Origin of the sequence: Roseomonas chloroacetimidivorans (assembly GCF_049629625.1) — a bacterium.
GTDB lineage: Bacteria > Pseudomonadota > Alphaproteobacteria > Acetobacterales > Acetobacteraceae > Roseomonas > Roseomonas chloroacetimidivorans.
In genome coordinates this window covers 12636-31470 of record NZ_JBNBZS010000009.1, presented here as the reverse complement: position 1 = coordinate 31470, position 18835 = coordinate 12636, and the positions used below count along the sequence as shown (strand labels likewise).

The 18835-nt window shown below is 68.4% G+C and carries 18 protein-coding genes; 6 read left to right on the top strand and 12 right to left on the bottom strand.

The window, feature by feature from the left end; all coding sequences use genetic code 11:
• The first annotated feature begins 64 nt into the window (after positions 1-64).
• From ACO1BU_RS07440 to ACO1BU_RS07425, 4 genes are all read left to right on the top strand, one after another.
• Positions 65-928 carry a glycine--tRNA ligase subunit alpha gene (locus ACO1BU_RS07440; protein ID WP_424135282.1) on the top strand — a complete coding sequence of 288 codons (864 nt, stop codon included), beginning with the start codon at positions 65-67 and terminating at the stop codon, positions 926-928.
• Entirely contained in the window at positions 928-3162 is a 2235-nt protein-coding gene (glyS, locus tag ACO1BU_RS07435; protein WP_424135281.1) for a glycine--tRNA ligase subunit beta, read from the top strand. The genes ACO1BU_RS07440 and glyS overlap by 1 nt, the downstream gene beginning before the upstream one ends.
• Before the next feature lie 10 nt (positions 3163-3172).
• Positions 3173-5854, top strand: a complete 2682-nt coding sequence (ppdK, locus tag ACO1BU_RS07430; protein ID WP_424135280.1) for a pyruvate, phosphate dikinase — start codon at positions 3173-3175, stop codon at positions 5852-5854.
• A gap of 102 nt (positions 5855-5956) precedes the next feature.
• Complete coding sequence (locus tag ACO1BU_RS07425; RefSeq protein ID WP_424135279.1) at positions 5957-6454, top strand: hypothetical protein; 498 nt, start codon at positions 5957-5959, stop codon at positions 6452-6454.
• 12 nt (positions 6455-6466) lie between these two features.
• Here ACO1BU_RS07425 and ACO1BU_RS07420 read toward each other — a convergent pair whose 3' ends face one another.
• Both ACO1BU_RS07420 and nth read right to left on the bottom strand, forming a co-directional pair.
• Positions 6467-7606 (bottom strand): pectate lyase family protein, encoded by a 1140-nt coding sequence (locus tag ACO1BU_RS07420; RefSeq protein WP_424135278.1) that lies wholly within the window; start codon positions 7604-7606, stop codon positions 6467-6469.
• A 137-nt stretch (positions 7607-7743) separates the two neighbouring features.
• Entirely contained in the window at positions 7744-8418 is a 675-nt protein-coding gene (nth, locus tag ACO1BU_RS07415) for an endonuclease III (protein ID WP_424135524.1), read from the bottom strand.
• Positions 8419-8554: 136 nt separating this feature from the next.
• On the opposite strand from nth, the gene ACO1BU_RS07410 reads away from it, so the two are divergent.
• The gene (locus tag ACO1BU_RS07410) at positions 8555-9058 is read left to right on the top strand and encodes a DUF2244 domain-containing protein (RefSeq protein WP_424135277.1); all 504 of its coding nucleotides are present in this window, start codon (positions 8555-8557) and stop codon (positions 9056-9058) included.
• 67 nt (positions 9059-9125) lie between these two features.
• Here the strand turns inward: ACO1BU_RS07410 and ACO1BU_RS07405 are convergent, their stop codons facing one another.
• The 7 genes from ACO1BU_RS07405 to ACO1BU_RS07375 form a co-directional block, all read right to left on the bottom strand.
• Positions 9126-9581, bottom strand: coding sequence for a helix-turn-helix domain-containing protein (locus ACO1BU_RS07405; RefSeq protein WP_424135276.1), 456 nt, complete (start codon positions 9579-9581; stop codon positions 9126-9128).
• Between the two features lie 177 nt (positions 9582-9758).
• Positions 9759-11297 carry an apolipoprotein N-acyltransferase gene (gene lnt, locus ACO1BU_RS07400; protein ID WP_424135275.1) on the bottom strand — a complete coding sequence of 513 codons (1539 nt, stop codon included), beginning with the start codon at positions 11295-11297 and terminating at the stop codon, positions 9759-9761.
• Positions 11298-11309: 12 nt separating this feature from the next.
• Entirely contained in the window at positions 11310-12233 is a 924-nt protein-coding gene (locus ACO1BU_RS07395) for a hemolysin family protein (RefSeq protein WP_424135274.1), read from the bottom strand.
• Positions 12230-12751: an rRNA maturation RNase YbeY gene (gene ybeY, locus ACO1BU_RS07390; protein WP_424135273.1), complete on the bottom strand. Its 522-nt coding sequence runs from the start codon at positions 12749-12751 to the stop codon at positions 12230-12232. The genes ACO1BU_RS07395 and ybeY overlap by 4 nt, the downstream gene beginning before the upstream one ends.
• Positions 12752-12758: 7 nt before the next feature.
• Complete coding sequence (locus ACO1BU_RS07385) at positions 12759-13715, bottom strand: PhoH family protein (RefSeq protein WP_424135523.1); 957 nt, start codon at positions 13713-13715, stop codon at positions 12759-12761.
• Positions 13716-13873: 158 nt separating this feature from the next.
• Positions 13874-15298 (bottom strand): tRNA (N6-isopentenyl adenosine(37)-C2)-methylthiotransferase MiaB, encoded by a 1425-nt coding sequence (gene miaB / locus ACO1BU_RS07380; RefSeq protein WP_424135272.1) that lies wholly within the window; start codon positions 15296-15298, stop codon positions 13874-13876.
• Positions 15299-15478: 180 nt separating this feature from the next.
• Entirely contained in the window at positions 15479-16408 is a 930-nt protein-coding gene (locus ACO1BU_RS07375; RefSeq protein WP_424135271.1) for a lysophospholipid acyltransferase family protein, read from the bottom strand.
• 259 nt (positions 16409-16667) lie between these two features.
• On the opposite strand from ACO1BU_RS07375, the gene ACO1BU_RS07370 reads away from it, so the two are divergent.
• Positions 16668-16835, top strand: a complete 168-nt coding sequence (locus tag ACO1BU_RS07370) for a hypothetical protein (RefSeq protein ID WP_424135270.1) — start codon at positions 16668-16670, stop codon at positions 16833-16835.
• Here ACO1BU_RS07370 and ACO1BU_RS07365 read toward each other — a convergent pair.
• From ACO1BU_RS07365 to ACO1BU_RS07355, 3 genes are all read right to left on the bottom strand, one after another.
• Complete coding sequence (locus ACO1BU_RS07365) at positions 16818-17636, bottom strand: GNAT family N-acetyltransferase (protein ID WP_424135269.1); 819 nt, start codon at positions 17634-17636, stop codon at positions 16818-16820. The two genes, ACO1BU_RS07370 and ACO1BU_RS07365, sit on opposite strands and share 18 nt — an antisense overlap.
• Positions 17633-18142 (bottom strand): Fur family transcriptional regulator, encoded by a 510-nt coding sequence (locus ACO1BU_RS07360; protein ID WP_424135268.1) that lies wholly within the window; start codon positions 18140-18142, stop codon positions 17633-17635. The genes ACO1BU_RS07365 and ACO1BU_RS07360 overlap by 4 nt, the downstream gene beginning before the upstream one ends.
• Before the next feature lie 211 nt (positions 18143-18353).
• Positions 18354-18809, bottom strand: a complete 456-nt coding sequence (locus ACO1BU_RS07355; protein WP_424135267.1) for a Ros/MucR family transcriptional regulator — start codon at positions 18807-18809, stop codon at positions 18354-18356.
• Positions 18810-18835: the final 26 nt, after the last annotated feature.

Sequence of the window (18835 nt, the reverse complement as noted above, 5' to 3'; positions counted from 1 at the left end):
TCGGCGGCGGGCCCTATACCGGCCGGCTACGGAATACCGCGCCCACTCGGATGACCCTGCCCGAATGACCACCACCCCGCTTCCGTTCCAGGACATGATCCTGGCGCTCCACGCCTTCTGGTCGAAGCAGGGCTGCGCAATCCTGCAGCCCTATGACATGGAGATGGGCGCGGGGACCTTTCATCCGGCGACCACCCTGCGCGCCCTGGGGCCGAAGCCCTGGCGGGCCGCCTATGTGCAGCCCAGCCGCCGCCCCTCCGACGGGCGCTATGGCGAGAACCCGAACCGCCTGGGCGCCTATTACCAGTACCAGGTGATCCTGAAGCCAAGCCCGCCCGACCCGCAGTCCCTGCTGATCGAGAGCTACAAGGCCATCGGCATCGACCCGATGCTGCACGACATCCGCTTCGTGGAGGATGACTGGGAGAGCCCGACACTGGGTGCCTGGGGCCTGGGCTGGGAGGTCTGGTGCGACGGGATGGAGGTGACGCAGTTCACCTATTTCCAGCAGGTCGGCGGCATTCCCTGCGCCGTTCCCTCCTGCGAGTTGACCTACGGGCTTGAGCGCCTGGCCATGTATATCCAAGGCGTCGAGAACGTGTACGACCTGGCCTTCAATTCCACCGGTCTGACCTATGGCGACGTGTTTCTGCGGAACGAGCGCGAGTTCAGCGCCTATTCCTTCGAGCACGCCAACGTGGCCGTGCTGTTCCGGCATTTCGCGGAGGCGGAGGAGGAGTGCAACGCGCTCTGCGATGCCAACCTGCCGCTGCCGGCCTATGACCAGTGCATCAAGGCCAGCCACACCTTCAACCTGCTGGATGCCCGCGGCGCCATCAGCGTGACGGAGCGCGCCGCCTATATCGGCCGCGTGCGCGCGCTGGCGAAGCGATGCTGCGAAGGCTGGCTGGCCGGGGAGACGGTGTGATGGCCGAGCTCCTTCTCGAGATCCTCTCCGAGGAAATTCCGGCCCGCATGCAGGCCCGCGCCGCCGAGGACCTCGCGCGGTTGCTGGGCGAGGTGCTGAAGCCCGCCGGCCTTTTGCTGCAGGGCGTTCGTACCCTCCATGGCCCCCGCCGCATTGCCCTGGTCGCCGACCTCCCTGCCGCCACCCCGGCGAGCGAGCGCGAGGAGAAGGGCCCTCGCCTGGGTGCGCCGGAGAAGGCGCTGGAGGGTTTCGCCCGCAAATTTGCGCTGCCGGAAGCCGCCATTGCCGCCATGCGCGCCGCGACCGGCGCCTCCGATGCTCCGGTCTATGAGGGCGGCGGGCTGACCATCATCGCCCGCGCGGAAAAGTCCGGTGCTTCCTTCCTGCTGCGCCTGCAGAACCCCGCGCGTTCCAGCGCCGAGGTGCTGGCGGAGGCCATTCCCGGCCTGATCCGCCGCTTTCCCTGGCCGAAGTCCATGCGCTGGGGCACCTCCGACCTGATCTGGGTGCGGCCGATGCAGCGCATCCTCTGCCTGCTCGATGGTGCCGTGGTGCCCTTCGCGCTGGCCGAGGGCGACGACGCCCATGGGCTGCGTTCCGGTGATCTCACCGAGGGCCATCGCATCCAGTCTCCAGGCGCTTTCGCTGTCACCTCCGTGGCCGCTTATGAGTCCGGCCTGCGCGAGCGATCCGTCATTCCCGATGCCGCCGAGCGCGAGCGGATGATCGAGTCCGGCATCGCCGCGCTCGCCGCCGCCGAAGGGCTGGAAGTCGTGCCCGACCGCGGCCTGCTGGCCGAGGTGGCAGGGCTGGTGGAATGGCCCGTGCCGCTGCTGGGCCGCATCGACGACGCCTTCATGGATCTGCCGCCCGAGCTGATGCGGACGACCATGCGGGTGAACCAGCGCTATTTCGCGTTGCGCCACCCTGATGGCCGGGCCGCTGCCCGTTTCGCGCTGGTGGCGAACATCGCGGCGAAGGATGGCGGCACGGCCATTATCGGCGGCAATGAGCGCGTGCTGCGCGCCCGCCTTTCCGACGCGCGCTTCTTCTGGGACCTGGACCGCAAGCAGAAGCTGGAAAGCTTCCTGCCAAAACTCGATTCTGTTGTGTTCCACGCAAAGCTCGGCACACAGGGCGACCGCGTGCGCCGGCTGGAGCGCCTGGCGCGCCATATCGCGCCGATGGTGGGCGCCGATCCGGATCTGGCCGCCCGCGCCGCGCGCCTGGCGAAGGCGGACCTCGCCTCGGGCATGGTGGGCGAGTTCCCGGAACTGCAGGGCGTGATGGGCCGCTACTACGCGCTGCACGCGGGCGAGGACTCGCGCGTGGCGGAGGCGATCGGCGCGCATTACCGGCCGCTCGGCCCGGGCGACGCCGTGCCCTCCGAGCCGGTCGCGGTGACGGTGGCGCTGGCCGACAAGCTGGACCAGCTCGCCGGTTTCTTCGCGGCGGACGAGCGCCCGACCGGATCGGGCGATCCCTATGCGCTGCGCCGCGCCGCGCTCGGCATTATCCGTATCGTGCGTGAGAACGGACTGCGCCTGCCGCTGGCCGACGCGGTGGCGGAAGCCTTCTTTGGCTATCCCATGGCCCAGGGCACGACGGCCACGCCGGAATTCGGCATGGCGGTGGCCACCGAACGGATGAATGCCGGTTGGAAGCCGCCCGCCGATTCGATGCACCCGCCCATGGTCGCCGCCTTCGCCCAGGGGGTGGTGGAATTCCTGGCCGAGCGCCTGCGCGTGCAGATGCGGGCGGAGGGCCTGCGTCACGATCTCGTGGCCGCGGCCTTCGGGACCTCGGGTGATGACGACCTGAACCGCCTCCTCGCCCGCGCGGATGCGCTGCGTGACTTCCTCGCCACCGAGGCGGGGGCGGATCTCCTGGCCGCCTATCGCCGGGCCTCGAACATCCTGCGAATCGAGGAAAAGAAGGATGGGCGGAGCTATGCGCCGGCTATCCGGCCCGAGCTGCTCCGCGCGCCGGAGGAGAAGGCCCTCGCCGCAGCGCTGGAGGCCGCCCGCCCGGCCGTGCAGTCAGCACTTGGTCGTGAGGACTTCGCAGCTGCGATGGGCGCTCTTGCGCCGCTCCGCGCTCCGGTGGATGCCTTCTTCGATCGGGTCACGGTGAATGACCCGGATAGGGAACTGCGCGAGAATCGGCTTGGCCTGCTGGCGCTGCTTCGGGGCGCCATGGATGAGCTGGCCGATATCGCGCGCATAGAAGGCTGAGGAACAGGTCATGACGAGCTGGGTCTACGGGTTCGGCGCCGGACGGAACGACGGCCGAGCCGATATGCGCAACCTGCTGGGTGGCAAGGGTGCCAACCTGGCGGAAATGGCTTCCATCGGCCTGCCCGTGCCCCCCGGCTTTACCATCACAACCGAGGTCTGCACCTATTTCACCGAGAATAAGGGGCAGTACCCCGCGGATCTGGACGGCCAGGTGAAGGCGGCGCTGGCCCGGGTGGAGGAGGCGGTCGGCGCGAGGTTCGGCGACGCGAACAACCCGCTGCTCGTCTCCGTGCGTTCCGGCGCCCGCGTCTCCATGCCCGGCATGATGGACACGGTGCTAAACCTGGGCCTGAACGACACCACCGTGCAGGGCCTGGCCAAGGCCTCCGGCGACGACCGCTTCGCCTGGGACAGCTACCGCCGTTTCATCCAGATGTACGGCTCGGTGGTGCTCGGGGTGGATCATCACCGCTTCGAGGAGATCATCGACGACGCCAAGCTGGCGAAGGGCGTGATCGAGGACACCCAGCTCACGGCCCAGGACTGGCAGCAGGTCGCTGCCGCCTACAAGGACATGGTGCGTCAGGTGACCGGCGCGGACTTCCCGATGGACCCCTGGGCGCAGCTCTGGGGCGCGATCGGCGCCGTGTTCGGTTCCTGGATGAATCAGCGCGCCATCACCTATCGGCGGCTGCACGACATTCCCGTGGACTGGGGCACGGCGGTGAACGTGCAGGCCATGGTCTTCGGAAATATGGGCGATGATTGCGCCACCGGCGTCTGCTTCACCCGCGACCCGTCGACCGGCGAGAACGTCTTCTACGGCGAATACCTGATCAACGCGCAGGGCGAGGATGTGGTGGCCGGCATCCGAACGCCGCAGCCCATGTCCAAGGCCCGCGCCAAGCCCGGCGAGCACAGCATGGAAGAGGCCATGCCCGAGGCTTATGCCGAGCTGGTTAAGGTGCGCGAGACGCTCGAGCGCCACTATGCGGACATGCAGGACATCGAGTTCACGGTCCAGCGCAACAAGCTCTACATGCTACAGACCCGCAACGGGAAGCGCACGGCGGCCGCTTCGCTGAAGATCGCCGTGGACATGGCGAATGAGGGCCTGATCGACCACGCCGAGGCCGTGCGCCGCGTAAATCCCGGCTCGCTCGACCAGCTTCTGCACCCGACGCTGGATCCGAACGCGCCGCGCAAGCTGCTCACGCGCGGGCTGCCGGCCTCCCCGGGTGCTGCCTGCGGCGTGGTGGTGTTCAATGCCGACGAGGCGGAGGCGCGGGCCCAGAAGGGCGAGAGCGTCATCCTCGTGCGCATCGAGACCTCGCCCGAGGACATCCACGGCATGCACGCGGCCCGCGGCATCCTCACCACTCGTGGCGGCATGACCAGCCACGCGGCGGTGGTGGCGCGCGGCATGGGCCGGCCCTGCGTGGCCGGTGCTGGCGGCGTCGTGGTGGACTATGCGGCCCAGGCCCTCTCGGCTGGCGGCGTGACGGTGCAGGCGGGCGAAACCATCACCCTGGACGGCGCGACGGGCGAGGTCTTCGCCGGCACCGTTGCCATGGTGGAGCCGAAGCTCTCCGGCGATTTCGAGACGCTGATGGCCTGGGCCGACGAGGTGCGTCGCCTGCGCGTGCGCGCCAATGCGGAGACGCCGCTGGATGCCGACACGGCGCGCAAGTTCGGCGCAGAGGGCATCGGCCTCTGCCGCACCGAGCACATGTTCTTCGACCCCGAGCGCATCAGCGCCGTGCGCCAGATGATCATGAGCGAGACCGAAGGCGGACGCCGGGACGCGCTGGCCAAGCTGCTGCCCTTCCAGCGCGACGACTTTGTGAAGCTGTTCCGCATCATGGCGGGCCTGCCCGTCACGATCCGCCTGCTCGACCCGCCCCTGCACGAATTCCTGCCCCATAAGGAAGAAGAGCTGGCGGAGGTGGCGGAGAGCCTGGGGGCTGATCTTGCCACCATGAAGCGCCGGGCGGCGGATCTGTCGGAAGCCAATCCGATGCTCGGCCATCGCGGCTGCCGCCTGGCCATGACCTTCCCCGAGATCGCGGAGATGCAGGCGCGCGCCATCTTCGAGGCGGCGGTGATCGTGGCGAAGGAGGCCGGCAAGGCGCCGGTGCCGGAGATCATGGTTCCGCTGGTCGCGACCAGGAAGGAGCTGGAGATCAGCCACGCGCAGATCGACAAGGTGGCCAAGGAAGTTTTCGCCGAGGCCGGCATGACCATCGAATACATGGTCGGCACCATGATCGAATTGCCGCGCGCGGCCCTGACGGCCGACAAGATCGCGGAGACGGCCGACTTCTTCTCCTTCGGCACCAACGACCTGACGCAGACCACCTTCGGCCTGTCGCGTGACGATGCCGGCAAGTTCCTGCCCTTCTATGTCGAGAAGGGCATCCTGCCGAAGGACCCCTTCGTTTCGATCGACGTGGAGGGCGTGGGCGCGCTGGTGCGGATCGCGGTGGAGAAGGGACGGGCCACCAAGCCCGGCCTGAAGCTCGGCATCTGCGGCGAGCATGGCGGCGACCCTGCCTCCATCCAGTTCTGCGAGACGGCGGGGCTGGATTACGTGTCCTGCTCGCCCTACCGCGTGCCGGTGGCACGGCTGGCAGCGGCGCAGGCGGCACTGGCGAATGCCTCGCCGGCCATGGCCGACCGCACGGCCTGATATTCCATCCTGCCGGGGGCGGAAGCGCCCCCGGCATCTCCGCACGGCAACCCCGTCCTCGCGCCAGACGTTCGCAGCGTCTCGCAGTCGGGAGATTTGGCGATGCGTGGCATGATGATGGCAGCGGTGCTTCTGGCTGCAGTGCCGGTGGCTGTTCCAGTTCTGCTCCAGGCCCGTGACGCGATCCAGGCCACCCCGAGCGGCGCCGCGCCCGCCAGCACTTCGGCGGCAGTGCCCGACCTCGCCACCTATGGCCGCCGGCTTCAGGGGATCGAGGACAATCTACGCCGTGCTGCCGGCCGCCCTGATGTCCGGACTGCCACTGAAGGACGGAAAGAAGAGAGGGGCGCCCGCCAGGATCTGCTCCGTGCGATGCAGGAGGCGCTGGCCGTGGTCCGTAGCGCGCCCACGGAATATCGCGACAAGGACGAGTACAAGGACGCCGAGCGACGGGTTCGCGCTGTCACGCAGCGCGTCCAGGGGCAGCACGAGCCATCCGACCTCAACAGCCCGGCACAGGAGATTATCCAGGCCGTCGAGATGCTGCGCGCGAAGGTGGTTGCCGCAGGCGGTGGGCCTGCGGCTTCGGAACACGGTTGAGCGCCTGCGGCGTTACCGGCCCCTGGGGCGTGCGGGGATCCGGCGCCGAACGCGCATGGCCGCGAGGAAAGTGGCGCCCAGCGCCAGCATTCCCAGCGAGTTTGTAATGGAGGCCGGGCCTGCCGCCGGCCTGATACGGGGTGCCGGGGCCGGCTCCCCATCAGCGGGCGGTGGCACTTCCCGGGTCGTGGTGGTGCCGGGCATGGTGATCACCTTGCCGGGCGGCAGCAGCCCGGCATTGGCCCGGACAAAGGCCGCCGCCTGGGCGCGCGGCAGCATGGGCATCCGGTAGGACGGGCGGAAATCCGTGGTCGAGCGCCAGTCCGTCGCCAACCGTTCCCGGGCCTTGGCCTTGCCCCAGCTGCAATCGATCGCCTGGCTGTCCACAAGGTTCCAGAAGCCGGGCTCCCGGCTGTCCAGTGCGGCCACGGGATCATGCACCCGTTCGAAGGTGGTGCCCTCGATCAGCACCTGTGCACCCATGCGGCAGTTCACCCCGCTGCTTTCGACATCCGTCAGCAGGCAGCCCGCAACATGGGCCTCGCCGAAACGGACGGAGGGGCAGCGGGATCCGAGCTTGTCGAACCAGGAATAGGCGAAGGTGATGCGGCGGCTTCCCTCGTCCCGGTCGCTGGCGCCGTTGAGGCAGGCCTTGTGGTGGTCATGGAACTTGCAGAGCACGGCGGCGATCCGTTCCGCCCCACGCTTCGTGTCCATCAGCCCGTCATAATAATCCTTGTCGGCACCCATATCGCCGTACAGGTCGCAATGGAGGAGGACGATGTTCTTGCAGTCGCCCTCGATGCCAACCGCGTCCTTCTGTCCTTCCTCGATCCGCCCGATCTTCAGGTTGAAGAGGATGATGTTCTCCGACCCCTTGTTGATGCGGATGCCGACATTGGTGGCGTCCAGGTGCTGGCCGTCCCCCATGATTGTCAGGTCGCGGACGCCGGAAATGTCGATCTGCGGCGCCTGGCTATTGGCCCCGGTTATGGTGTCGGTGATGAAGATCGTCAGCGGCGCGTTGCCCTTTGCCTCCAGCGCCGCCCGCACCGCATCTCCGGTGGCACAGCGCACCACCGGCCCGCCCTGGCCACCGGTCGTGCCGGCGGCATAGCCGAAGAAGGGCTTGTAACGGTCGAGATCGAGCATGTGCTCCCCCTGTCGGACGCCGCGCAGGCCCGGAAGATGGGAGCGTCACCACAGCTGCGCCAATGTTACCGTATCCGGATTGGAGCTGTTCTGGCGTGATGTCGCGAAGGAAGAAGAAACTCTTTCCCGGAGCCTTTTCATTCCATCTCCGCCGGAACCGGCCCTGTTCCCGCCGTCGGCCCCGCCACCTTGTCGCGGTAATTGCAATGCGCCCGCGCCACGCAGTGCCAGCATTCCGGCCGCCGCGCCTTGCACACATAGCGTCCGTGCAGGATCAGCCAGTGATGGGCGTCGCGCAGCAACTCGGGCGGGCACCGCTTCACCAGGCCGTCCTCAACCTCGCGGGGCGTGTCGCCGGGAGCCAGGCCGGTGCGATTGCCGATGCGGAAAATATGGGTGTCCACCGCCATCGCATTCTCGCCAAAGGCGACGTTCAGCACGACATTGGCGGTCTTGCGGCCCACGCCCGGCAGCGCCTCCAGCGCCTCGCGCTCGCGCGGCACCTCGCCGCCATGGCGCTCGATCAACTGCTGGGACAGGGCGGCGACGTTCTTCGCCTTGGCCTGCCAGAGACCCAGCCGGCGAATATGGCGGGCAATGCCCTCAGGGCCCAGCGCGGCCATGGAAGCCGGGTCCGGCGCTTCGGCGAAGAGGGTGGCTGTGGCCTTGTTCACCGCGAGGTCGGTGGTCTGGGCGGAGAGCACCACGGCCACCAGCAGGGTGAAGGGATCCCGGTATTCCAACTCCGGCTTGGGTGTTGGGTTAGCTTCGGCCAGGGCGCGAATGAAGTCGGCGGCCTGGGCGGCCGACATGCGGCGGGCACGGCGGGGCTGCTGGGCCGTGCCGTGCAGGGGCGCTTTGCGCGGGGCGGGGCGGGTCACGATCCCGTCAATAGCCCCACATTGCTTTCCGGAGGAAGTCGGATGGCAAACACGCTAAACTCGACCGATGACGCCCGCCGAGGCTCCCCTCTTCGAGGCGCTGGCCACGCCGCACCAGTCCGGCACGTCCACCGGACTTCGTGTGATCGCGGGGCTGGTGCTGTTCGGCTCTGGCATGCTGACAACCCTGTTCTGGGCCCTTGGAGCCTGGCCAGTGGCCGGGTTCATGGGCGGGGAGGTCGTGCTGATGCTCGGCCTGTTGCGCGCCCATCGCCGCTGGTCGGGCCGCATCGCGGAACGCATCACTCTGGCCGATGGCCGGCTTCGGGTAGACCGGACGGATCGCCGGGGGCGCCGTCGATCGGAGGAGTTCGATGCCTATTGGGCCAGCGTGCGGCTCAGTCCCCGCCCTGGGCGGGTGAGCGAGTTGCGGCTGGCGGCGCGGGGTCATTCCACGGAGATCGGGTGCTTCCTGCCCGAGCTTGAAAAGGCTGACCTGGCCCGTGCCCTCACGCAGGCACTGCGAAACTATCGCAGTCCCGTTTTCGACAATCCTCAGCTCCGGGCCTGATCCCCTGGGCAGGCTCCCACCCATAGGGGAACCCCGTCCATGATCCTCGGGCTGAGGCCTTTCCAGGTCAGTCCGTTGGGGCGAGGCTCTTGATCAGGTCGAAAACACGCTTGCGCACTGCTGGCTCGGTGATGCGGTAATAGGCCCGCACCAGTTCCAGCGTCTCGCGCTTATGCAGCGTGTCGTCCTCGAACCCTTCCTGTGTCTCGGCAAAGCCGGCGAGCCGGCTACGATAGCCGGAGGCCACCCCGCCCATGCTGTCCGGCATGTCATCGAAGAAGAAGCCGATGGGGACATCCAGGACGCGGGCCAGATCGAACAGGCGGCTTGCGCCGATCCGGTTAACTCCGCGTTCATACTTCTGCACCTGCTGGAAGGTGAGGCCGAGTGCCTCTCCCAGCTTCTCCTGGCTCATCCCCAGAAGAGTGCGACGGAGCCGGACGCGGCTGCCGACATGCACGTCGATCGGGCTCGGCCGGTGCTCGGGTTTCTCAGTGCGCTCAAGCGCCTCGTCGCTCGACATCGGCGCCGCTCCTTCCTCCAACGGGGCAGGGGGGTGGCGCACATCCTGCACACCATGCCGACGGGCGGGGCCGTGGCCTCATGGAACCCTGCTTCGGTATAGGGAGAGATTGGGCACCCGCTAAGGATTTGTCAACTCTTTCGAGAATTCTAATTAAATGGACGATTCTGCTGGCCGTTACGGCCTCGGGATGGTCCGGCTTTTCGCGGTTCCCGCCAGCCCAGCAAGCAGGCAGAGCACCGTCAGGAAGGCCGGAATGGCAAGGCCAAGCCGCGAGAACGGTGTAGGCTCGCCGGCCACAGGCAGAGGAGAGAGGGCGAAGCCGGTTTCGCCCAGAGCAAGACGCGCGATCTCTCGCCCTCGCGAATCAAAAGTGGCGGAGATCCCGGTCTGTGCCGCCCGCGCCAGGGGCAATCCCTCCTCGACAGCGCGGAGCCGGGCGGCGGCGAGGTGCTGATAGGGGCCGGCCGAGATGCCGAACCAGGCATCGTTGGTGATGTTCAGCAGCCATCCCGGTCTCTCGTCACCCACCACCGCGCCGGGGAAGATCACCTCGTAGCAGATCAGGGGGGAAGCCGAGGGCAGTCCGGGCAGGGACATCGCCACGGGGCCCGGACCGGCGCCGAAATCCACCCCGCCACGGATGACCCGGATCGGCAGCCAGCCGGAGAGCGGCATGTACTCGCCGAAGGGCACGAGATGCGACTTGTCGTAAATGCCGGCGATCGCCGCATCCGGTCCTATGGCGACAAGGCTGTTGAACAGCTTGGTCGCCCGCCGGTCCGGGCCCCACTCGGCGCGCACCGTACCGGCCAGCAACAGGCCATCAGACGGCAAGGCGGTGGCGGCAATACGGCGCGCCTCCGGGTCGTCCGCCAACAGGAAGGGGCTGGCCGTCTCCGGCCAGATGATGACGGGGCGCGTGCCCGGGGCCTCGCGGGCGGCCGCCTGGGCCCCCTCTCGGCTCAGCTCCAGGTAGCGGCGGAAGATCGGCCAGCGCGCGTCCTCCCGCCACTTCACATCCTGCGCCACATTGCCCTGCACCAACACCAGGGTGACGGGCAGCGGGGCCGGCCCGGCGGGCTGGAGCCGGGCGTAGCCGAAGCCCGCGAAGGCGAGCAGCATCACGAGGCCGCCGGCCATGGCCCGGCGCCCCAGTAGCGGCGTGCAGGCCAGCAGAACCGTTGCCAGAGACAGCCCGTGCACCCCGATCCAGGCGGCGCCCTGGACCGGCAGGGCCGCGAAGGCCCAGACGCTGCCCATGAGGTTCCAGGGAAAGCCGGTGAAGGCCCAGCCGCGGACGAACTCCGCCAGCACCCAGCCGCCGGCCAGCACCAGCACGCGCGGCCAGCCTGGCGTCGCCCGCCAGGCCAGGACCGCCGGGATGATGCTGTAGATGCCCATCCAGATCGCCAGCAGCGGCACGGCCAGCGGCACGAACCACCAGAGGCGGTCGGCCTCTGTCAGGATGGAGTGGGTGATCCAATAGAGGCCGACGATGTGGTGACCCCAGCCGAAGGCCCAGCCGAGCATGGCCGCGCGACGCCAGCCGCCCGCCCTGCCCAGCAGAAGCAGCAGCCCAGGCAGGGCGATCAGCAGGACGGGGATGGCATGGACAGGTGGCATGGCCAGGGCGGAGAGCGCCCCCAGCCCGAAGGCCGCAGCCAGCGCGCGCCAGCCGGTGCGCGTTTCCAGATACCGGATCAGGCGCTGCATGTCGGGTGAAGGCTACTCCGCGGCCTGGGAAGCACCGGCCTCGGGTGCCTCGGCTGAAGAGGATGCGGGGCGGCGCACCCGCAGACGCCGGATGCGCCGTGGATCGGCCTCCAGCACGCGGAATTCCAGGCCCGAGGAATGGGAGACCAGTTCCCCTCGCGCGGGCACGCGCCCGGCCAGGGTAAAGACGAGGCCGCCCACCGTGTCGATGTCCTGATTGCGCTCCTCGGAGGTCAGCACCGCGCCCATCCGGGCCTCGAAATCCTCGATCTTCATCCGGGCGTCGAGGTCCAGGCTGCCATCGGGGCGCTCTGTCACTTGCGGCGCCGCCTCCTCGTCATGCTCATCGGAGATGTCGCCGACGATGGTCTCGACGAGGTCCTCGATCGTGACAAGGCCGTCAATGCCGCCATACTCGTCCACGACCAGGGCCATGTGGGTCCGGCCCTCCCGCATCTGCAGCAACAGGTCCAGCACGGGCACTTGCGGCACGACGAAGAGCAAGGGGCGGAGGATCGCCTCGATGGAGAAGGGCTCTTCGTCCCGTCCCACCGCGGCGAAGACATCCTTGATGTGGATCATGCCCCGGATGTCGTCGAGATCCCCATTATAGACGGGGAAGCGGCTATGGCCTTCCCGCTGGATCAGGCGAATGGCCTCGTCCAGCGTCAGGTCACAGGGCATGCCGATGATGTCGGCGCGGGGAACCATCACATCCACCGCGGTTTTGTTCCGAAGCTTCAGGACATTGCCAAGGATGACGCGTTCATTGGCGTCCAGCGCATCTGCCTCGGGCTCGGCGCCCTCGTCACCCTCCCCCTCGACCAAGGCTTCCACCTGATCGCGGACGCTCTCGGCCTCACGCCGGCGGAGCAGACCCTGGAACTTCCAGAAAATGCTGGTGCGATCGGGCCCGTGGCCATGACGCTCGCTCATGCCACGCCCCTCCACGGGTTGGGCAGGGCGAGGCGGCGCATGATCCGCGCCTCCGCCCGCTCCATCCGTCGCGCTTCGCCGGCGCGCAGGTGGTCATGCCCCGTCAGGTGCAGAACCCCATGGGCAACAAGATGGGACAGGTGCGCCATCACGCTGCGCCCCGCCGCGCGGGCCTCGCGCCGGACCGTGCCCAACGCCAATGCCACATCGCCGGGCATTCCGGGATGAAGGGGCGGGAAGGAGAGCACGTTGGTCGGTTTTACCTTGCCGCGATGCTCGCCATTCAGGCGCTTCACCTGAAGATCATTGGTCAGGAGCACCGTCACGGCACCCTCGACCCCGGCTTCCTCGAAGGCGGCCGCCGCGGCACGGCGCGCCACTTCCTCGACCCGCGGCACGGCGGACCGCCAGGCGGGGTCCTCCAGCACCACGTCGATATCACAACTCCAACCGGGCTCTGGACCCGGGGGCTCCTTATTCGGCCCGGCGGCATCGCCGCCGGGCGGGCGACTGCCCACTTCGGCTCTACTCCCTCATCCGTCCACGCGGGCTGCGGCCTTCGGTCGCTTCGGGGCGACCCTGGGCCTCGGCGCGGCCATAGGCCGAGACGATCCGTCCGACCAGAGGATGCCTTACCACATCCGCTTCGGCAAAGCGCGTGATGCCGATACCCTCTACCCCGTCGAGGATGGAGAGGGCCTCCACCAAGCCCGATTTCTGGCCGGGGGGCAGGTCCACCTGGGTAGGATCGCCGGTGACGACCATGCGCGTGCCCTCGCCCATGCGGGTGAGGAACATCTTCATCTGCGCCGGGGTGGTATTCTGCGCCTCGTCCAGGATGGCGAAAGCATGGGCCAGGGTGCGGCCGCGCATGAAGGCCAACGGCGCGATCTCGATCTCGCCGGAGACGAGACGGCGTGCCACCTGGTCAGCCGGCATCATGTCGTGCAGCGCGTCGTAGAGCGGGCGGAGATAGGGATCGACCTTCTCCTTCATGTCGCCGGGCAGGAAGCCCAGCCGCTCGCCAGCCTCGACCGCGGGGCGGGAGAGAATGATGCGATCCACACGCCCGGCCATTAGCAGGGCCACGCCCTGAGCAACGGCGAGATAGGTCTTGCCGGTGCCGGCGGGGCCGACGCCGAAAACCATCTCCTGGCTCTGGAGCATGTCCATATAGGCGGCCTGGGTACGCGAGCGGGGCGCAATGGCGCCCTTGCGCGTGCGGATCGCCGGCATGTCGGCGAGCGGCAGACGTGGATCTTCCGCGGGGCCATCCGCCATGCGCAGCGCGGCTTCAACCTCGGCCATGCCTGTTGCGTCTCCTCGTTCCAGCCGCTGCCAAAGGGACCGCAGGACCGATTCCGCCAATCCCGCGCCCTCGGCGCCGCCGCTGATCGTTACCCGGTTGCCCCGCGAGGCGATCCGCACGCCCAATCGCTGCTCGATCCGTGACAAGTGGCGGTCGTGCTCCCCGTACAGCATCGGCAACAGGGCGTTGTCGTCGAAGCTGAGGGTGACGGTCCGCTGGCTGTCCCGGCCCTGCGCCTGGGGCGCAAAGGCCGATCGCGCCACGTCACGGAGACCGGGGGCGCGGGGATCGGTCCGAAGGGTAATCCCCCCGGTCGTGGCGGCGATTTGGGTCAAGCGGCAGCGGACTCCTCTTGGAGCATGGTGGCGGAGAGAGAATTGGGGTGGGCGGCCCGTAATTGCATCGGAACCACCGCACCAATCGGGGCTGCGCCGGACGCATGGACCGGCTGGAGCCACGGGCTGCGGCCCGCCACCTGCCCGGGGTGCCGCCCGGTGCCGGTGACGAGGACATCGACGGTGCGCCCGACGCAGGCGCGGTTGAAATCATCCTGCTGCTGCCGGAGCAGCGCCTGGAGGGTCTGAAGCCGGCTGTCCTTCTCCTCCTCTGCCACCACAAAGGGCTGGGCGGCGGCGGGGGTGCCCGGCCGGGCCGAGTATTTGAAAGAATAGGCACCGGCGAAGCCGACCCGCTCCACCAGCCTCATCGTGGCGTCGAAATCGGCCGGGGTTTCGCCGGGATGGCCGACGATGAAGTCGGAGGTGAGCGCCAGATCCGGGCGGGCCTCCCGCAGCCGGTCTGCGATGCGGAAATACAGATCGGCCTTGTGGCCCCGGTTCATCGCGGCCAGCACCTTGTCCGAGCCGGACTGCACGGGGAGGTGCAGATACGGCATCAGGGACGGGATTTCCCCGTGGGCGGCGATGAGCTCGTCATCCATGTCGCGCGGGTGGCTCGTCGTGTAGCGCAAACGGGCAACGCCGGGGATTTCGGCCAGTTCCCGCAACAACCGCGCGAGGCGCCAGGTGTGGCCGCCGGGTGACGTGGTCGTCGGGGCCGCGCCCGCCCAGGCATTCACGTTCTGGCCGAGCAGCGCGATCTCCCGCGCGCCATTCGCGGCAAGCTGGCGGGCCTCCGCGATGATCGCGGCGGCGGGGCGGGAGAACTCGGCCCCGCGCGTATAGGGGACCACGCAGAAGGAGCAGAACTTGTCGCAGCCTTCCTGGATCGTGAGGAAGGCGATGGGGCCCTGCGGGCCGCGTGCCTCGGGCAAGTGGTCGAACTTGTCCTCGGCGGGGAAGTCCGTCTCGATCACGGCGCCGGCGGCGCGGCTGGCGCGGGCCACCATCTCCGGCAGACGGTGATAGGTCTGGGGGCCGAGCACGATGTCCACCCAGGGAGCGCGGGCGGTGATTTCCGCGCCCTCGGCCTGGGCGACGCAGCCGGCGACGGCGATGATGGTCTCGCGGCCTTCCGCCGCGCGCTCCTTCTTCGTCTCGCGCAGCCGGCCGAGATCGGAGAAAACCTTCTCGCTCGCCTTTTCCCGGATATGGCAGGTGTTGAGGATGACCATGTCGGCCTCCTCCGGGCGTTCCGTCGGCGCATAGCCGAGCGGCGCGAGGAGGTCGGCCATCCGCCCGCTGTCATAGACATTCATCTGGCAGCCCCAGGTGCGGATCAGGAGCTTGCGCGTGGCCTTCGGGGCCCCCTCGGTCGGGGCCGGGCCGGCCATGATGGTGCCGGTGGAGCTGCTCATGCGGAGAAAGATCCTCTCGTTCCGAAGCCCCGTCCGGTGCGGGCGGCTTCGGGCCGGGGGGATGTGCGGCGCGGGGCCTTCCAGGTCAAGAAAAGCCCGAGATCAGCAGCGCACGCGACGAGGGCAGCGCGTCCATCTGCGGAACGATGCGGAGGATGGTGATTTCCGTCAAGCGGCCCGTCACTCGGGCAGAGCCGGCCGGATGGCCAGCGGGGTGGGCTCGCGGTTCTGGCGCAGCGTGGACGCGCCCTCGGCCACCGTCGCCTCCGCGGCGGCGGAGAGGATCTTGCGGTTCGGGATGGTCGACGGCTCCACCGCGTCATGCAGCAGGATAGTGGCGCGCAGCCCGGCATGGCGCAGCAGGCGCCAGGCATGGGGGGCGATGGACATTTCCCCGTACCAGGCAAAGACCGGCCGATCCCGCCGGCAGGCCGGCAGCCCACCGAGCCGATCATAGGCCACCGAAACCGGCCGGATGGCTTCGGCCGCATCCGCCACTGCCAGGAAGGAGGAACGGAAGGGCAGGACGCGTGTGCCGTCGGAGCTGGTGCCCTCGGGGAAGAGGATGAGGGAGTCGCCCTTGGCCAGCCGGTCGCGCATCTCCTTGGCCTCGTTGCCCGTGCGACCGCGTGCGCGGGAGACGAAGATGGTGCGGCCGAGCCGCGCCACGATGCCGATCACCGGCCAGCCTCCGACTTCGGCCTTTGAGACGAAGGCGGCTTCCAGCGTGGCGCCCAGCACGGCGATGTCGAGCCAGGAGGAGTGGTTGGCCAGGTAGAGGGTACGCGGCGCGGTCCGGCGTTCCCCCACCACCCGGATTCGCATGCCGATCAGGAAGCAGACCACGCGCCAGTAGATACGGGCGAAGACGATCTTGCCCCGGCCAGGCAGGAACAGCAGCACCGCCTGGATCGGCATCGCGATCAGCGTCCAGAGGGTCGCGAAGAACAGGCGCCGCACGGCCCGGAACCGCCCGCCGAAGGGACGGTCACCCATGACGTCGAACAGGCGCCCGCCGGGTACGGCGCGGCGGAAGCGGAGTGGAGTGCGGCGACGGAGGCGGCTCGGCGGGGCCAGGGCCTCGGCCGGATCGCGGAGGGCGGAGTCCATGATGCCGGGTTAGCCGCTGGGCCTGGACACGTCCATGGCAGGAGGGTGACACCGGCGTGACGGCTTGCCCACACCCCCGCCACATCCGTATCGGCAAGCCCAGTGAGGTGCAGACTCCTCCTGCCAATGAAGACCAGGTGGTCGAAGGTGCCCAGCCGCTCGTAGTCGGGCGGTGGCCCGGCTTGAGGCCCGGTCGGGGTGTGCCTGCTGGACCGCACGCCGCGCGGAGTGACGCTCACGGAAGAAGGACAGTGCTTTCGTGCGCAGGTCGTGCTCCTGCTCGCCGGGCTGGGCGGAGAAGCGCTACCCGCCCTATGCCTATCCTCCTTGCCCGCGTCTGCAGCTCGCCAAGGTGCGGGCCTTTCTCGACTTCACCCTGGCCAGCCTTGCCTGGCCGGATCCAGTCGCGTCAGCGCGTCTCTTCTGAATGCGGCGCCAGCTTCCGCTCATAATGCTTGTAGTATTTGGCAGTTACCTGATCGGTCTTAACCACCACGCAGACATCGGTGGTATTGAACTGACGGTCCACCACCGCGCCTTCCCCGACAAAGCCGCCGAGGCGCAGATAGCCCTTCACGAGCGGCGGCAGATCGGCCAGCACGCGCTTCGCGTCAATCATGGCCGGATCCATCCGGTTCATTGGCACGTAGAGTTCAGGCAAGGCGCGCGGACGCAGCCTGGGCGGGGCCAAATGATTGGCGTGGAGATAGGTCAGCGGTTCCGCCAGCGCGTCCGGGTCGGTACCGGGCAGGGAGGCGCAGCCGAACATCAGCGCAATCCGGTGCTGGAAGACATAGGCCGCGATGCCCTGCCACAGAAGCTGAAGCGTGCCGCGGGTGCGATAGCCCTCGTCCACACAAGAACGCCCCAACTCCAGCAGCCCGCCCTCCATTCCGAGGATGGGCGTGAGGTCGTATTCTGAGGCCGAATAGAAGCGCCCGACCCGCTCGGCCGCGGGGCGACGGATTAGGCGGTAGGTGCCGACCACGGCGCGCGCGCCTTTGCCCCGGTCGTGGTCGAGTACCAGCAGGTGGTCGGCCACGGGGTCATAGATGTCGGCATCCAGCCGCGAGGCGGCGGTGTCGGCATCGGGATGGGCGCCCATCTCCTCGTAGAAGACGCGCCAGCGTAGCGCCTGGGCAGCCTCGACCTCCGCCGCGGTTTCCGCGAGCCGGACGCCCAAGCTGCCGTTGCGCAGTTCCTCGAAGCCGGAGCCCGGATGAATCATTCCAGGTCCTTTTTCGTGCCGGCGCGACGCCGCGTCTCGGCTTCAGGCGCGGTCGGGATCTTCTTCCCGAACAGTTCCAGTCGTTGCTGCACCAAGGTGAAGCCGTAGCGCGCGGCGATGGAGCGGACGAGGCGCTCATGCTCCTCGTCCTCAAATTCGATGACGGTGCCGGTATCCACGTCGATCAGGTGATGGTGCTGGCCGCGATCGGCCGGGTCGTAGCGCGACCGGCCGCCGCCGAAATCGCGGCGCTCCAGGATACCCTTCTCTTCCAGCAGGCGGACGGTCCGGTAGACGGTGGCGATGGAGACCTTGCTGTCGAGGGCAATGGCACGACGGTAGAGCTCCTCGACATCCGGATGGTCCTCCGCCTCGGAGAGGACGCGTGCGATCAGCCGGCGTTGGCCGGTCATTTTCAGCCCGCGCTCGATGCAGAGCCGCTCGATCCGGGTCGGGTCGGCCCGGTGGGGCGGATTGGGCGTCTTTGTGTGCGTGGCGTGGTCCATGGTCATCCCGTTCGGGCGGAGACTACCCCGCCTGGCCCTGTGGCGCCAAACCACCGGGGCCGGGCATGGCCGTCACGCCATGTCACCTGCCGCCCATGCCACGCGGGCCAGGCACGTGGAACTGGGCGGCCGGGGCCTGGAGGCCGAAATTGGAGCAGGCCGTGGCCGGGCACCATGACCCGGAAGCGCGGATTTGGCCCCCAGGTCGATACTAATCCTTACTGCCGCGCCCGCCCCGGCGGGAGCGCGGGCGGGTGCCCAGACCGATCTTCTTTGCGAGGGAGGAGCGGTGTTCGGCGTAGTTGGGAGCCACCATCGGATAGTCAGGTGGCAGGCCCCAACGCTCCCGATACTGTTCGGGCGTCATGTTGTAGGCGGTCTTGAGGTGGCGCTTCAGCATCTTCAGCTTCTTGCCGTCCTCGAGACAGACAAGATACTCGGGCGTGATGCTCTTCTTCACGGGCACCGCGGGCTCGGGCCGCGCGGGCGGTGGAACCTCGACCGGACGGCCCAGGCCGGAAAGGGTGCGGTGCACGTTCTCGATAAGGCTGGAGAGCTCGTTCAGCGGCACGGGGTTGTTCGAGACATGGGCCGCCACGATCTGCGCGGTCAGCCCCAGCACGCTCCCCTCGGCGTTTTCCCGACTGGTGGTCGCGCTCTCCGGCATGCCGGTCTCCTCGATAACGCTCGGTC